Source organism: Streptomyces fildesensis, from assembly GCF_016107395.1.
Taxonomy (GTDB): Bacteria; Actinomycetota; Actinomycetes; order Streptomycetales; family Streptomycetaceae; genus Actinacidiphila; species Actinacidiphila fildesensis.
Genome location: NZ_JAAIKO010000006.1, coordinates 136,728 through 150,938 on the forward strand (window position 1 = coordinate 136,728; position 14,211 = coordinate 150,938).

Annotated in this window: 11 protein-coding genes; 6 read left to right on the top strand and 5 right to left on the bottom strand. The window is 72.7% G+C overall.

The window, feature by feature from the left end:
* Nucleotides 1–135 precede the first annotated feature (135 nt).
* A complete protein-coding gene (locus tag C6N31_RS12345) occupies nucleotides 136–285 on the top strand; it encodes a hypothetical protein (RefSeq protein WP_198357519.1) in 150 nt (49 codons plus the stop codon).
* On the opposite strand, the gene C6N31_RS12350 is transcribed toward C6N31_RS12345, so the two are convergent.
* Together C6N31_RS12350 and C6N31_RS12355 are read right to left on the bottom strand one after the other, a co-directional pair.
* A complete protein-coding gene (locus C6N31_RS12350; protein ID WP_138355677.1) occupies nucleotides 282–4,349 on the bottom strand; it encodes a Pls/PosA family non-ribosomal peptide synthetase in 4,068 nt (1,355 codons plus the stop codon). The two genes, C6N31_RS12345 and C6N31_RS12350, sit on opposite strands and share 4 nt — an antisense overlap.
* Before the next feature lie 371 nt (nucleotides 4,350–4,720).
* The gene (locus C6N31_RS12355) at nucleotides 4,721–5,398 is read right to left on the bottom strand and encodes a chaplin (protein ID WP_138355614.1); all 678 of its coding nucleotides are present in this window, start codon (nucleotides 5,396–5,398) and stop codon (nucleotides 4,721–4,723) included.
* 209 nt (nucleotides 5,399–5,607) lie between these two features.
* Between C6N31_RS12355 and valS the strand changes: the two genes are divergently transcribed.
* Complete coding sequence (gene valS / locus C6N31_RS12360; RefSeq protein ID WP_138355615.1) at nucleotides 5,608–8,181, top strand: valine--tRNA ligase; 2,574 nt, start codon at nucleotides 5,608–5,610, stop codon at nucleotides 8,179–8,181.
* 112 nt (nucleotides 8,182–8,293) lie between these two features.
* Here valS and C6N31_RS12365 read toward each other — a convergent pair whose 3' ends face one another.
* The gene (locus C6N31_RS12365) at nucleotides 8,294–8,779 is read right to left on the bottom strand and encodes a hypothetical protein (protein ID WP_138355616.1); all 486 of its coding nucleotides are present in this window, start codon (nucleotides 8,777–8,779) and stop codon (nucleotides 8,294–8,296) included.
* A gap of 519 nt (nucleotides 8,780–9,298) precedes the next feature.
* Here C6N31_RS12365 and C6N31_RS43725 point away from each other — a divergent pair.
* Nucleotides 9,299–9,544 (top strand): STAS domain-containing protein, encoded by a 246-nt coding sequence (locus C6N31_RS43725; RefSeq protein ID WP_232485101.1) that lies wholly within the window; start codon nucleotides 9,299–9,301, stop codon nucleotides 9,542–9,544.
* A gap of 47 nt (nucleotides 9,545–9,591) precedes the next feature.
* Nucleotides 9,592–9,720, top strand: a complete 129-nt coding sequence (locus tag C6N31_RS45120; protein ID WP_269289141.1) for a hypothetical protein — start codon at nucleotides 9,592–9,594, stop codon at nucleotides 9,718–9,720.
* Nucleotides 9,721–9,771: 51 nt separating this feature from the next.
* Here C6N31_RS45120 and C6N31_RS12375 read toward each other — a convergent pair whose 3' ends face one another.
* Complete coding sequence (locus tag C6N31_RS12375) at nucleotides 9,772–11,757, bottom strand: protein kinase domain-containing protein (RefSeq protein ID WP_138355617.1); 1,986 nt, start codon at nucleotides 11,755–11,757, stop codon at nucleotides 9,772–9,774.
* 212 nt (nucleotides 11,758–11,969) lie between these two features.
* Here C6N31_RS12375 and C6N31_RS12380 point away from each other — a divergent pair, with 212 nt between their 5' ends.
* Nucleotides 11,970–12,539 carry a sugar O-acetyltransferase gene (locus C6N31_RS12380; RefSeq protein ID WP_138355618.1) on the top strand — a complete coding sequence of 190 codons (570 nt, stop codon included), beginning with the start codon at nucleotides 11,970–11,972 and terminating at the stop codon, nucleotides 12,537–12,539.
* Nucleotides 12,540–12,634: 95 nt separating this feature from the next.
* Nucleotides 12,635–13,621, top strand: a complete 987-nt coding sequence (locus tag C6N31_RS12385; RefSeq protein ID WP_138355619.1) for an aldo/keto reductase — start codon at nucleotides 12,635–12,637, stop codon at nucleotides 13,619–13,621.
* A gap of 87 nt (nucleotides 13,622–13,708) precedes the next feature.
* On the opposite strand, the gene C6N31_RS12390 is transcribed toward C6N31_RS12385, so the two are convergent.
* Nucleotides 13,709–14,059 (bottom strand): hypothetical protein, encoded by a 351-nt coding sequence (locus C6N31_RS12390; RefSeq protein WP_138355620.1) that lies wholly within the window; start codon nucleotides 14,057–14,059, stop codon nucleotides 13,709–13,711.
* Between the last annotated feature and the right edge of the window lie 152 nt (nucleotides 14,060–14,211).

The following is a 14,211-nucleotide window of genomic DNA, read 5'->3' on the forward strand; positions in this document are numbered from 1 at the left end:
GGTGCGGGGTCTGCTGGGTGCGGGTGCACACACAGGAGATCCGGCGGGCGGAGGCCGATAACAGAAATCCGCGGACGAGTTCCGGCAGGCCGTCAGGCGGGGGTGCGGCTCCGCGCCCAGAGCATTGGCGGCGGCATGCGGTGGAAGACACCGGAGCAGGGCACGGCCACCTCCGTGCTGGTCGCGACCTCGCCGCTGCTCGACGGCATCGGCGGCCGGTACTTCGAGGACTGCAACGAAGCCGCACCGAACGAGCCGGGCAGCTGCAGTGGGGTCGCCCCCTAGGCCCTCGACCCCGAAGCGGCCGAGCGGCTGGTGTCCGTGGGGACGCCGGCCTCGTAACCGGACGCTCCGTCCTCCGGACCACGGGGCCGGCCCGGGGACCTGAGGCGTCCGGTGCCCGCGCCGGCTCCGGGCGGCGTGCCGGGATCCTCCCGCGGCCACGGAGCCACCGGATTGCCCACCCACCGGGACCCCGCCGGCACACCCTCGCCGCGCATGACCAGCGAGGCGGCGCCGACGCAGGATCCGGCGCCGAGCACCGAGCCGGGCAGCACGATGGAGTGCGGGCCGAGCGTGGCGCCCGCCCCGACGTGGACCGCGTCGAGACGCATCAGCCGGTCGTGGAACAGATGCGTCTGCAGGACGCACCCGCGGTTGACGCTGACGCCGTCGTCCAGCCGCACCAGATCCGCCTCGGGCAGCCAGTGGCTCTCGCACCACACCCCACGGCCGATGCGCGCACCCAGGCTGCGCAGCCAGATGTTCAGGAACGGTGTGCCCGTCAGGGTCGTGCCGATCCAGGGCATGGCCAGCTCTTCCACGAAGTTGTCGTACAGCTCGTTGCGCCAGACGAAGGACGACCACAACGGGTGCTCGCCCGTGCGGAAGCGGCCCACCAGCATCCACTTGGCCGCGGTCGTGAGGAGCAGCGCGACGATGCCGGCGCCCACGCTCACCAGACCGGAGACGGCCGCGCCGACCAGCAGCCCGTACGTGGTGAAGACGGCCTGCAGCACCGCGAGGGACCCGGCGCCCAGCAGCGCGGAGCACAGCACCGGGACGACACGGCACAGTTCCACCGCCGAGCGGGCCAGCACCAGCCGGCGGGGCGGGTCGTAGGTACGCCCGGGATCGGCGTGGTCCGGGACGCGGGGCAGCGGGAAGCCCGGCCGTCCGGTCCAGGACGAGCCCGGCTCCGCGTGCTCGGGGGCGTCGGACAGCACTCCGATGAGGGCGTGGTCGGGCAGCTCCCGTCCCGGGCCGACGATGCCGGAGTTCCCGACGAAGGCCCGGCGGCCGACCCGTGCGGCGCCGAGCCGCAACCAGCCGCCACGGATCTCGAACGGGGCGACGAGCGAGTCGTCGGCCAGGAACGCGCCGTCGTCGGCGCGCAGCAGTCCGGGCAGCGCCAGCACGGTGGACGCCTCGACCCGGCGGCCCACCCGGGCGCCGAGCAGCCGCAGCCAGACCGGGGTGAACAGGCTGGCGTAGAACGGGAAGAGCGAGCCGCGCGCCGTGGTCATCAGACCCGACACGATCCAGGTGCAGAAGGCGACACCGCCGTGCGCGCGGTGATGACCGGGCTTCACCGGGATGCCGAACAGCCGCACGAGGACGACGATCAGCCCCGCGTACGCCACGACGCCCACCACCATGAGCAGCGGGGTCAGCCCCAGCAGCCGCACCAGGACCCCGGTGAGCGTCCCCTCGCCGCGGACCGCCTGGTACGTCATCCACAGCGCGGGCGCCGCCGCGATCAGCGGCAGCAGGTTGAAGACCGGCAGGGCGAGCGCGTAGGCGAGGTCCCAGCGGCGTGCACGGCGGTGGTCGGGGAGCGGCCAGCCGTCGCCGGCCTGCGGTGCGCCGGTGACGGGGCGGGCGGGGGAGCCGTGCCACTGCCGGTGGTCCGGGACGTCGCCGAGGACGCAGCTGCCGGGCGCGATGTCGGCGCCGTCGCCGATCCTGGCACCGGGCATCAGGGTGCTCCGGGTGCCGACGCGGGCACCGGCCCCGATCTCGACGGCGCCCAGGTGCAGGACATCGCCGTCCAGCCACCACCCGGCCACGTCGGCCTCCGGTTCGACGGCGCATCCGTCGCCGAACCGGGCCATGCCCGTCACCGGCGGCGCGGTGTGCAGATCGACGTCCCGCCCGACCCTGCAGCCCAGCGCGCGGGCGTAGTGCCGGGCCCAGGGTGTGCCGAGCAGCGAGGCGATGTTGAACATGGCCACCGTCCGCTCCGCCGCCCACAGCCGCAGATGGAACCGGCCGCCGCGCGGATAGGAACCCGGTCGCATCCCGGCGGTGAGCAGCCGGGCCGCCGCCGAGCCGATGGCGACCCGGCCGGCGGCGCTCGACAGCACCATCCAGCCGCCCAGGATCAGCCACCAGGAGGTGTGCGGCGCCCAGGGCAGCGGCCCGATCAGGTTGTCGACCGTCGCGAGGCCGAGCATCCACCGCAGTCCGCCGAGCGTGTACAGCACGGACAGCACCAGCAGTTGAACGGCTCCGGCGCGGCGCGGCGTCGGCCGGACCTGCCGTTCCTCGCGCGGGCCGCCGCCGAGTTCGTCGAGGTGGGCGGCGAGGTCGCGCAGCCGGGGGCGGCCGTAGACCTCCGCCACCGAGACCCCGGGGTACCGCTCCCGCAGGACCGAGACGAGTCGCGCGGCGGCCAGGCTGGTGCCGCCGAGCGCGAAGAAGTCGCTGTCACCGGTGACGGGCAGGCCGAGCGCCTCCCGCCACTTCCCGGCGAGCCAGGCCGCCGTCTCCCCGAGCGTGGCGCCGTCGCCCGACGGGTCCGCTCCGGTACCGGCGGTCGTCGGCAGCGGCCAGGGCAGGGCGTCGCGGTCGACTTTTCCCGAGGTGCGGGTCGGCAGTTCGTCCACCACGGCCAGGGCGGGGACCAGCGTCGCCGGAAGCCGTTCGAGCAGCAGGGCACGCGCCGCAGCCGAGTCGAACCGCGGCGGGTCCTGCTGGGCGGTCGCGTCTCCGCCGTCCTGTCCCTTCTCCCCGTCCGGTGGGTCCAGGACGAGGTAGCCGACCAGTACCTGGCCGCCCGCCGCCGTGTTCCGCACGGCCGCCGCGGCGGAGCGCACCCCGGACAGCGCCCGCAACGCCGCGTCGATCTCACCGAGTTCGACCCGGCGGCCGGCCAGCTTCACCTGCTCGTCGGCGCGCCCGACGAAGACCAGGCCCTCAGGTTCCGCCACCACCAGGTCACCGCTGCGATAGACGCGCGGGCCGCGCAGCCACGGGTGCGGACAGAACTTCTCGGCGTCCTTGGCGGGGTCGAGGTACCGGGCGGCGCCGACCCCGCCGATCAGCAGTTCTCCCGTCTCGTGCCAGGCGACGGGCTTGCCCTCACTGTTGACGACGGCGATCTCCCAGCCGTCCAGCGGTGTGCCGATCCGGACCGGCTGCCCCGGCGTCAGCAGCGCGGCGCACGCGACCACGGTGGTCTCCGTCGGCCCGTAGGTGTTCCACAGCTCGCGGCCCGGCGCTGCCAGCCGGTCGACGAGTCCGGCCGGGCACGCCTCACCGCCGAGGATCAGCAGCCGCACCCGGGCCAGCGACTCCACGGGCCACAGCGCCACCAGCGTCGGCACCGTGGAGGCGACGGTGACGCCCCGTTCGACCAGCCAGGGCCCCAGGTCGACGCCGGCCCGCACCAGCGACCGGGGGGCCGGTACGAGGCACGCCCCGTGCCGCCAGGCCAGCCACATCTCCTCGCACGAGGCGTCGAACGCGACGGACAGCCCCGCCAGCACCCGGTCGCCCGGGCCCAGCGGCGCGTCCGTGAGGAAGATCCGCGCCTCGGCGTCGACGAACGCGGCGGCCGAACGGTGGCTGACCGCCACTCCCTTGGGACGGCCGGTGGTGCCGGAGGTGAAGATGATCCAGGCGTCGTCGTCGGGTCCCGGGCGGCCCGGCCGGCCACCGGGCCGCTGCGCGGGGCGCGGCACGATCTCGCATCCTGCGCCGATCACCGCGCACACCGCGGCGTCGGCCCAGATCAGCTCCGCGCGCTCGTCCGGATCGTCGGCGTCCACCGGTACGTAGGCCGCCCCGGTGTGCAGCACTGCCAGGATCGCCAGATATAGCTCCGCCGTGCCCGACGGGACGCGCACCCCGACCCGGTCGCCCCTGCCGATGCCCGCGGCCGCCAGTCGGTCGGCCAGTTCCGTGACCCGGGCCGTCAGGGCGCGGTAGTCGAGCAGCCCGGAACCGCCATCGGCCCGCGAGCCCGTGCTGGTGTCCAGAGCGGGCGCGTCGGGATGCGCCCGGGCCGACGCCTCCAGCACATCGAGCAGAGTTCTGGCCGGTGCCGCCCCGGCCACCGGCCACACCGCCCCGGCCGCGAGTCCTGGGGCGCCGCCACCGAAGCCGCCGGTGCCGGTTCTGGCTGGGACTTCGCCACGTTGTTCCGGTGCTTTCACTTACCTTGCTCTCGCAGTGTGGCTCAGATATCGGTGCGCGGCGCCCGGTCCCGCCGCCGCGGGAGTCGGGGCCCGCACGGCCCCGCGAGACCGTGAGACGACACTGGTGGTGGATGCACGTTCCCGCGGTGTCCCACGCAGGGGAACGCCTTGTATGCACCCAAATGATGTCATTCACTGATGTGATGGGGCGGTCGGCCGGCTGCTGCGGCCGACGTGCCGCGGCCGGGGGCCGGGGCCAGGGGAGTTCGGCCGCCGGCCCGGGCCGGCCCAGGAGCCCGTCACGTCCGCGGACGTGACCTCCGGTACAGCACGGTGCCGCCGATCAGCAGGGCAGCGCCCGCCGGTACGGTGAAGCCCAGGGAGTCCGTGCCCGTGTGCGCGAGCGACTCGCCGGCCTCGGCCTGGACGAGCGGGGCCTGATGACCCGCCGGTACCGGCACGGTCAGCCGCGGAGGCGCGGGGAGGGTGCGGACGGGAGGCGTGTCCGGCCGGTTTGAAGAGACGTTTCCGCTCGACGGGTTCCCGATACCCACGACGCTGACCGCGTTCCCCGTGATGTTCACCGGCAGATCGATCGGCAACTGCAGGCCGTTGCCCGACAGGAGCCCCGGCGAGCCCTTCGTCGCGCCGTGCGCGGCCGAGTCGCCGGTGGTCGTGGACCGGGCGCCTCCGGTGCCCTGGCCGGCGGCCGGACCCGCGGCAGGACCGCCACCGTGCGAGACGTCGGCACATCCGTTGCCGGACGACGGGTTGAGCAGGCCGACCACACTGACCGTGTTCCCGCACAGGTTGACCGGAACGTGCACCGGGATCTGCACCGAGTTGCCCGACAGCACCCCGGGAGATCCCACCGAGTCACCACCGGCGCCCGCGTCGGCGTGCGCGTATCCGGCACTGGCCAGTGCTCCGCCGGCGACCATGGCGGTGAGCAGTCCCTTTCTGGCGACCTGTTTCATAGGTTTCCTGCCTTCCGGAATTCCACGCGGACCGAACGTCCGCACCCGTCACAACGCACCGGAGGCATTCGGGTTATGGCTCATATGTATTTCACTCCCTTCGAGTGGTCGTGTACGGCCCGGCCCAAGTGGCCTGGGGTTCCGGCCTCGCGCGCGGCGGAGCACCCGGCCCGAAGCGGCGAACCGCACGTCCTTTAGCATGTCGGAGCATGACGTTCACCCACCGCCCGAGCGGCGTTCCCGAGAGGCCCGTCCTCGACGGGCTGGAAGAGAAGTGGTCTCAACGGTGGGACACGTCAGGCGTATACGTATTTGACCGCTCCAGGACGCGCGAGCAGGTGTTCTCCATCGACACCCCGCCGCCCACCGTCAGCGGTTCGCTGCACGTCGGCCATGTCTTCTCGTACACGCACACCGACGCGATCGCGCGGTACCAGCGCATGTGCGGCAAGGAGGTCTTCTACCCGATGGGGTGGGACGACAACGGCCTGCCGACCGAGCGGCGCGTGCAGAACTACTTCGGTGTCCGGTGCGACCCGGCGCTGCCCTATGACCCGGAGTTCACCCCGCCCGAGAACCCGGGGAAGCAGCAGCTCCCCGTCTCCCGGCGCAACTTCATCGAACTGTGCGAGCGGCTGACCGTCGAGGACGAGAAGGCGTTCGAGGACCTGTGGCGCCGGCTCGGCCTGTCGGTGGACTGGACGCGGACGTACCAGACGATCAACGACGAGGCCCGTGCCACCTCGCAGCTCGCTTTCCTCAACTGCCTCGCCCGCGGCGAGGCGTACATGGCCGAGGCACCGACGCTGTGGGACGTCACCTTCCGCACCGCCGTCGCCCAGGCCGAACTGGAGGACCGCGAGCGGCCGGCCGCTTACCACCGGCTGGTGTTCCACGGCGCCGACGGCCGCCGCGTCCTGATCGACACCACCCGCCCCGAACTGCTCCCCGCCTGCGTCGCGCTCGTCGCCCACCCCGACGACGCCCGCTACCAGGACCTGTTCGGCACGACGGTCCGCACCCCGCTCTTCGATGTCGCCGTGCCCGTGCTGGCGCACCAGCTGGCCGACCCGGAGAAGGGCTCGGGCATCGCCATGGTGTGCACCTTCGGCGACACCACCGACGTCACCTGGTGGCGCGAACTCCGGCTCGACACCCGCCCGGTGATCGGCTGGGACGGCCGCTTCACCGCGGATCCGCCCCCGGGCGTCGACTCCGAAGCGGCGCGCGCCGCCTACGGCCGGCTGGCCGGAGCCACCGCGCACACCGCCCGCGAGCGCGTCGTGGAGATGCTGCGGGCCGGCGGCGAGATGGAGGGCGACCCGCGGCCGGTCACCCACACGGTGAAGTTCTTCGAGAAGGGCGACAAGCCCCTGGAGATCGTCACCACCCGCCAGTGGTACCTGCGCAACGGCGGGCGCGACGTCCCGCTGCGTGAGGAACTGCTCCGGCGCGGCGCCGAACTGCGCTGGCACCCCGAACACATGCGGGTGCGCTACGAGAACTGGGTGAGCGGACTCAACGGTGACTGGCTCGTCAGCCGCCAGCGGTTCTTCGGCGTGCCGATCCCGGTCTGGTATCCGCTGGACCAGGAGGGCAACCCGGAGTACGACCGGCCGATCGCCCCGGACCCGGCGGCGCTGCCGGTCGACCCCAGCACCGAGGCGCCCGCGGGATACACCGAGCAACAGCGCGGCGCGCCCGGCGGGTTCACCGGCGACCCCGACATCATGGACACCTGGGCCACCTCGTCGCTCACCCCGCAGATCGCCGGCCGGTGGCTGAAGGACCCGGATCTGTTCGAGCGGGTCTTCCCCATGGACCTCCGCCCGCAGGCCCACGAGATCATCCGTACCTGGCTGTTCTCCACCGTCGTCCGCTCGCACGCCGAACACGGCGTACTGCCCTGGAAGCACGCCACGATCTCCGGGTGGATCCTCGATCCGGACCGCAAGAAGATGTCGAAGTCCAAGGGCAATGTGGTCACCCCCGCCGACCTCCTCGTCCAGCACGGTTCCGACGCCGTCCGCTACTGGGCCGCCAGCGGCCGTCCCGGCACCGACACGGCCTTCGACACCGGCCAGATGAAGATCGGCCGCCGGCTCGCGGTGAAGATCCTCAACGCCAGCAAGTTCGTCCGCGGCTTCGGCGAGGTGCCCGACGGGACCCCCGTCACCGGTCCCCTGGACCGCGCGATGCTCGCCGAACTCGCCGCGGCGGTCGAGGAGGTCACCGCCGCGTTCGAGGACTTCAACTACGCGCGCGCCCTGGAGCGAACGGAGCACTTCTTCTGGCGCTTCTGCGACGACTACGTCGAACTGGTCAAGGACCGTGCCTACGGCGCCGAGGGCAGTGCCAACGGATCATGGGACATCGACGGGACGCACTCGGCCCGCGCGGCCCTGACCACTGCCCTCGACACGCTGCTGCGGCTCTTCGCCCCCGTGCTGCCGTTCGTCACGGAGGAAGTGTGGTCCTGGCACGCCGAGGGCTCGGTCCACCGTGCGGCCTGGCCCGCGGCGGCGGAGATCCGCGCCCTGGCCGCCGACGGGGACGGAGAGCTGCTGGCGACGGCGGCCGAGGTCATCGCGGCGGTCCGCAAGGCCAAGTCGGAGGCGAAGGTGTCCATGCGCGCCGAGGTGAAGGAGGCCGTGGTCTCCGGTCCGCGTGAGGTGCTCGACCGCTACGCCCTCGTCGACGCCGATGTGCGTGCCGCCGGCCGGATCGGCGCCGTGGAACAGCAGGAGGACGCCGGACCCTTGGCGGTGCGCGTCAGTCTGTGACCGGCCGGACGGCCAGTCCGTGACCGACCGGACGGACCGAAGCGGCTGCCCCGGGCCCATGAACCGGGGCAGCCGCGGCTGCGGGGCGCGATCACACGCCGGGGGGGAGCGGTCAGTTGTGGTCGGCCCGGCGGCGGCGCAGCATCACGACGCCGCCGGCCGCGACGCCGAGGAGGGCGATGCCGCCCGTGATCCGGCCGGTGTTCATCCCGCCGACCGAACCGCCCAGACCGGTCCTGGCACCCTTGCTCGCCGTGCCGACCTCGAACTGGTAGGTGCTGGTGGCGCCACCGGGACACGCGACGTCGATCGAGTACGTGCCGGCCTTGATGGCGGACCTGATCGTCGCGGTGCCGGTGTAGATGCGCGCCGAGCCGGTGGAGAGCTCGACCTTGCCGGTGAAGGCCTCCGACGTGGCCGAGGCCGAGGAGGCGGTGCAGCCGCCGCTGACGGAGATGACGACGGTGGAGCCGGGCATGGCCGGGCTCGGGGTGACGCTCAGCGAGGGCTGGTCCGCGGCGTACGCGGCACTGGCACCGGCTCCGATCGCGACGGAGGCGAGGGCGGTGGCAGCCAGGACCGTGGCTATGCGACGCATGGTGCGAACTCCGTTCACCGACACGGGGAGCGCACGATGTGCACGCAGTCGACTCCATGCCTGAGATCCATCCAAAGGGGATATGTATCGGCCCGCGCATCCTCGCCGGGGCCCGAGCGTCCCTCGGACGGCGGCACCCGACGTCGTCCTGGGCAGCGATCCGGCAGGTCACAGCATCATGGGCGGGAGGGACGGCCGCTGCCCGGCGCACCGCCGAACGAGTGGGAGCGCCACGGCCGGGGCGCCACTCGGCGACCGGAGGGGCGACCGGGCGGGTTCGGACCGGGGTGGGACCGGGGCGGGATCGGTCGCCGCGACACAGGCCGCACCTGCACAAAATGTGCCGACCGGCAAGGCGTTCGGCGAAATTCACCCACAGGACTGAACCGCCAGCTGCCTGCACGTTTCTGCTTTTCCCACGGTCCCTTAGAGTTCAGGGATGTCGCCCGGGACTCCGGTGGTAGTCCGTATGGCTGAGTGCTTCCGTCGATCCGGAAGCTGTTGGACAGGGGACCGCGCATGGATGAGGACACCCAGCCCGCCACCGCGGGCCAGACCTCCCTCCGGTCGGACTCCGCGCTGTCGCGGCGCCGGCTCGTCCACACCTACGAGCGGGGCGAGTTCACCGTGGTGGAGTTACGCGGGGAGATCGACCTGTCCACGATCGAGGAGGTCGGCGCGGGCGTGTCCGCCGTGACGGAGTCGCCGGGCGCCCTGGTGGTCGTGGACCTGCGGCCCGCCCAGTTCTTCGACTGCGCCGCCTGACGCTGCTGGTCCGCACCCACCGCCGGCTTCTGGAGCACGACGGCTGGATGGGGCTGGTCTGCACCCATCCCTGGCATCTGCGGATCCTGCGGCTGGCCGGCCTCACGATGGACCTGCGCCCCGTCGCGACGGTGGAGGCCGCCTGCGCCCGCGCACCGCGCAAGCGCCCGGACTGACGCAGCGCCCGCAGTGACGCCGGCGGTACGGCGGCCCGGAGTCGGACGGGCTCAGCCGCAGGTGATGTTGGCGTGGTCGAAGGACGCCGTGAAGGGCCGCTTCTGCGGATCACCCTGGGGCGACTGGGCGCGGTTGACGACGGAGAGGCCGATCCGGAGTTCCGGTGTCCCCTTGCCTCCCGACGTGCCCGGAGTCGGCGCCTGCCCCAGCTGCTGCCAGTCCGCCGCACCGCTCGCCCGCCAGGACGCGGTCACCGTATCTCCGGCGCGCCGCAGCCGCAGTTGGAGGCTGGTGGCGTCCGTCCTGACGAGCGTCCTGCCCTTGGCCGCCGCGGTGGTGAAGGCGTAGTCCACGGTGACGTACTTCCCGTCGTCCCTGAAGTACTCGAAGGTGATGCCGCCGGTGTCGCCGTAGCCGCGCTCCAGGCGGATGTACCCGAAGTCGGCCGCGCTGAGGAAGAGGCCGGCTCCCTGGTAGGTGTAATGCGGGGACGCGTTCACTTCGGTCTCGGCGGTGAAGTTCCCGTTCACCTCCCGGTAGAACATGGGCGCCCTGGCACCGATCGAGGGGATGTCGGCGCGCAGATCGGCGCCGTCGGCGGCGGTGATGTCGAGCTTGCCGCCGGGGAGCGCGATGGTGTCTTCCATCTTGTTGATCGGATGCCAGCCGGCGGCGCTCACGTTCGAGGTGAAGGGGTCGTTGATGCCGCCGCAGGGCAGCGCGGTGGCCGGGCCGTCCGGGGCGGGTGAGGCCGTGCTCGGCGCGCCCGAAGCCTTGCTGTCCCCACCCGTGTCGTCCTTGTTCCCCAACTGGTTCAGCGCGATGGCCACACCGCCGCCGATCAGCAGCACCGCGACGGCCACCGCGAGGATCGCGCGGCGGCGCTTCGGCGGCCGCTGGACTCCGGGATGCTGCGGGGCCTGCGGGGCCGGGACGGTGGAGTACGCGCTGTGGCTGCCGGGTCCGTTGTACCCGGTCCCGCCGGAGGCCGGGACGAACGGCGGCGGGCCGAACCCCGCGGGCGGGCCGGCTCCCTCCGCACGACCCGATCCCTCCGCCGGACCGGGATAGCCGTAGCCGGACGGCGCCGGTGCGGTGAGCGGAGCGGTGGGGGCCGGAGGGGGGTCCAGCACGGTCCGTTCCTCGTCGAGCATCCCCGACTGCCGCAGGATCGCCCGGGTCAGCGGCGCGGGCAGCCAGCGCCCGCCCGACGCGAACGCCGCGGTCGGCGCCTGATCGGGGGAGTCCAGCCCGTCCAGGATCTGCGCCGCGCTGGGCCGTTCCCACGGGTTCTTGGCCAGACAGCTCCGAGCCAGCGGGCGCAGTCCGCCCGGCAGGTCGTCCACCTCGACCTCGTCGTTGACCACCCGGTAGAGCAGCGCGGGGGTGGGGCCGGTGCCGAAGGGGGACCGGCCGGTCGCGGCGAAGACCAGCACCGCGCCCAGCGCGAAGATGTCGGTGGCGAAGGTGACCTCGCCACCGGTGACCTGCTCGGGCGCCATGAATCCCGGTGAGCCGATCGCCGATCCGGCCATCGTCAGCCCCACGGACTCCAGCGCCTTGGCGATGCCGAAGTCGATGACCTTGGGACCGTCCAGGGCGAGCAGCACATTCGACGGCTTGAGGTCCCGGTGGACCAGCCCCGCCCGGTGGATGGCGACCAGTGCCTCGGCGAGCCCGGCGACGAGCATGCGCACGGAGTCCTCGGGCAGCGGGCCGAACTCCGTCACGGCGCTGGTGAGGGACGGTCCGGGGACGTAGCCGGTGGCCAGCCACGGCGGGTCCGCGTTCGGATCGGCGTCGATGACCGGTGCCGTGAAGACCCCGCTGACCCGTTTCGCGGCCTCGACCTCACGGGCGAACCTGATGCGGAACTGCGGGTCCTGGGCCAGATCGGCCCGGACCACCTTCACCGCGACGGACCGGCCGCCCGGTGAGCGCGCCAGATAGACCTGCCCCATGCCGCCCGCGCCGAGCCGTGCGCTGATCCGGTACTGCGCCACCTGCCGCGGATCCCCGGGCCCCAGTTGTTCCACCGTGCCGCACCCCCTCCGGAACCCGTGCCGGCCGGGCGCCGCAAGCTCCCCCGCCGACGTCGCATCCGGCCCACGATCAGAGTAGAGCCGCGCGGCCCGCGGTGGGGTGTGTCGCGCAAGTCGGCGTGCCGCCGGATCCGGCGGGGCTGTCGAGCCCCGCCTGCCCGCCCGCGCTGTTGGCTATCGTGGCTGATCTGGGAGAGAGGACCCCTGTGGGCGAGAACAAGGAACGCATGCTGGCAGGCGACTGGTACCTCCCGGACGACCCCGACCTGGGTGCGGATTCCGAGCGGCGAGCCGAGCTGTGCGCGGCCTACAACTCGGTCGACCCGGGTGCGCGGCCCGCACCGGCCGAGCGTCGCAAGCTCCTGGAGCACCTGCTCGGCGCGGTGGGCGAAGGGGTGGTGATCCGTGCGCCGTTCCAGTGCGACTACGGGCGTCAGATCACTGTCGGCGCCCGGACGTTCGTGAACTTCGGTGCGGTCTTCCTCGACGCGGCGCCCATCACCATCGGAGCCGACGTGCAGATCGGTCCTAACGTCCAACTGCTGACGCCGGCCCATGAGCTGGACACCGAGCGGCGGCGGGCCGGCTGGGAGAAGGCGGTGCCGATCACGATCGGCGACAACGTCTGGCTCGGCGGCGGGGTGATCGTCTGCCCCGGAGTGACCATCGGCGAGAACACCGTGGTCGGCGCCGGTGCGGTGGTCACCAAGGACCTGCCGGCCGGCGTCCTGGCGGTCGGCAATCCGGCCCGGGTCATCCGCTCGCTGGACACCTGACCGCCCTGGTCGGAGGGGGTTGACTTAGAGCGCTCTCCAGGATGCAGACTCCTGCTCAAAGCCCGGCACCGATGGGCTCGACGAGGGGAACGCACATGCGGTACCGCACGATCGGCAAGGACCCGGCGACCCGCCGCGAGGTGAGCGTGCTGAGTCTCGGCGCCATGCTGTTCGGCACGATCACCGATGAGGCGACATCGTTCGCGATCCTCGACCGGTTCGTCGAAGCCGGCGGCACCTTCATCGACACGTCCAACAACTACGCCTACTGGGTCAACGGCACCCAGGGCGGCGAGAGCGAGGAACTGCTCGGCCGTTGGCGCCGCAGCCGCGGTGCCGGTGACGAGCTGACCATCGCCACCAAGCTCGGGGGGCGGCCGCTCGCCCCCAGCGCCACCATGGCCCTCGACGTCGAAGGCCTGTCGGCCAAGACGATCCGGGAGTCCGCGGAGCGCAGCCGGGAGCGGCTCGGTATGGAGAAGCTGGACCTGCTGTACGCGCACACCCAGATCACGAGCGTACCGACGCAGGAGATCGTCGAGAGCTTCGCCGAACTGGTCGCCGAGGGCGCCGTCGGTCTGCTCGGGGCGAGCAACCACTACGCGTGGCGGGTGGAGCAGGCCCGCAGCCTGGCCGCGGCGGCCGGCCTGCCGGGGTACGAGGTCCTGCAGTTCCACCACAGCTATCTGCGGCAGCGCACCGACTTCCCGAGCCGGCGCTCCCCGGACGGCCAGGAGGGCGTGCTCAGCGGCGACCATCTCAGCTATCTGCGCTCCGACCCCGAACTCGCGCTCGTCGCCTACTCGCCACTGCTGGGCGGTGCCTACGTCCGTGAGGACAAGCCGCTGGGCCCCGAGTTCGACCACTCGGGCACGCCGGTCCGGCTCGCCGCACTGCGGCAGGTGGCCAAGGAGACCGGGGCGACCGCCAACCAGGTGGTGCTGTCCTGGCTGATCGGATCCGAGATCCCGGCGATCCCGCTGGTCGGCGCCTCCTCGGTGGCGCAGCTGGACGAGAGTCTGGCCGCGGTCGACCTGGAGCTGACGGCGGAACAGCGCGAGCGGCTGGACGCGGCGCGGTAACCCGTCGCCTGCGGCGGGCACCCTCGTACCGCCGGTGTGATCTCCGACCCCGCCCCGATGCAGGACCGACGGCCACGGCGTTGCGGCTCAGCGGAACTCGTGGACCACGTCGATCGTGCCGGCGATGTGGGCGTTGAACTTGTCGAGCTCCTCGGCCGGGACCCACAGTTCGAGGATCGTCCGGCCGCCGGCCTGCTGGACGGGGTACCGGGCCACGAAGTCGGAGTCGACCTCGAAGCGGGTGACGAAGCCCGCGCCGTCGTGCTTGACGTTCCAGTCCCGGGCGATCCTGACCGCGTAGTCCTCGTTGAGCACCGGGTAGAAGATCGGCTGCTCCGGCAGGCGCGGCGGCCAGGCACGCCACTCCAGCTCCCGGACCAGCTCCAGCTCCTTCGGACCGGTCGGGCGCCAGAGGGTTGTCGTCGGTCGGCCGGTCATGGTGAGTGCCTTCTGCGGAGGGGCGGAAGTCGGTGATTCCGCTGGTCAGGAGAGTGCAGGATAGCGGCGCCGCGCGTCGGGCGGCCAGGGAGTTCTCCGGGGCCGGGGCCGGGGCCCGTGCGCCGGGAGTGCCGATTACCGCTGGGGCCGCC

What these genes read in the sequence shown, in the direction of transcription:
- C6N31_RS12345 (WP_198357519.1), top strand. Translation starts at nt 136, where the DNA reads ATGCGGTGGAAGACACCGGAGCAGGGCACGGCCACCTCCGTGCTGGTC.
- C6N31_RS12355 (WP_138355614.1), bottom strand. Translation starts at nt 5,398, where the DNA reads ATGAAACAGGTCGCCAGAAAGGGACTGCTCACCGCCATGGTCGCCGGC.
- valS (WP_138355615.1), top strand. Translation starts at nt 5,608, where the DNA reads ATGACGTTCACCCACCGCCCGAGCGGCGTTCCCGAGAGGCCCGTCCTC.
- C6N31_RS12365 (WP_138355616.1), bottom strand. Translation starts at nt 8,779, where the DNA reads ATGCGTCGCATAGCCACGGTCCTGGCTGCCACCGCCCTCGCCTCCGTC.
- C6N31_RS43725 (WP_232485101.1), top strand. Translation starts at nt 9,299, where the DNA reads ATGGATGAGGACACCCAGCCCGCCACCGCGGGCCAGACCTCCCTCCGG.
- C6N31_RS45120 (WP_269289141.1), top strand. Translation starts at nt 9,592, where the DNA reads ATGGGGCTGGTCTGCACCCATCCCTGGCATCTGCGGATCCTGCGGCTG.
- C6N31_RS12385 (WP_138355619.1), top strand. Translation starts at nt 12,635, where the DNA reads ATGCGGTACCGCACGATCGGCAAGGACCCGGCGACCCGCCGCGAGGTG.
- C6N31_RS12390 (WP_138355620.1), bottom strand. Translation starts at nt 14,059, where the DNA reads ATGACCGGCCGACCGACGACAACCCTCTGGCGCCCGACCGGTCCGAAG.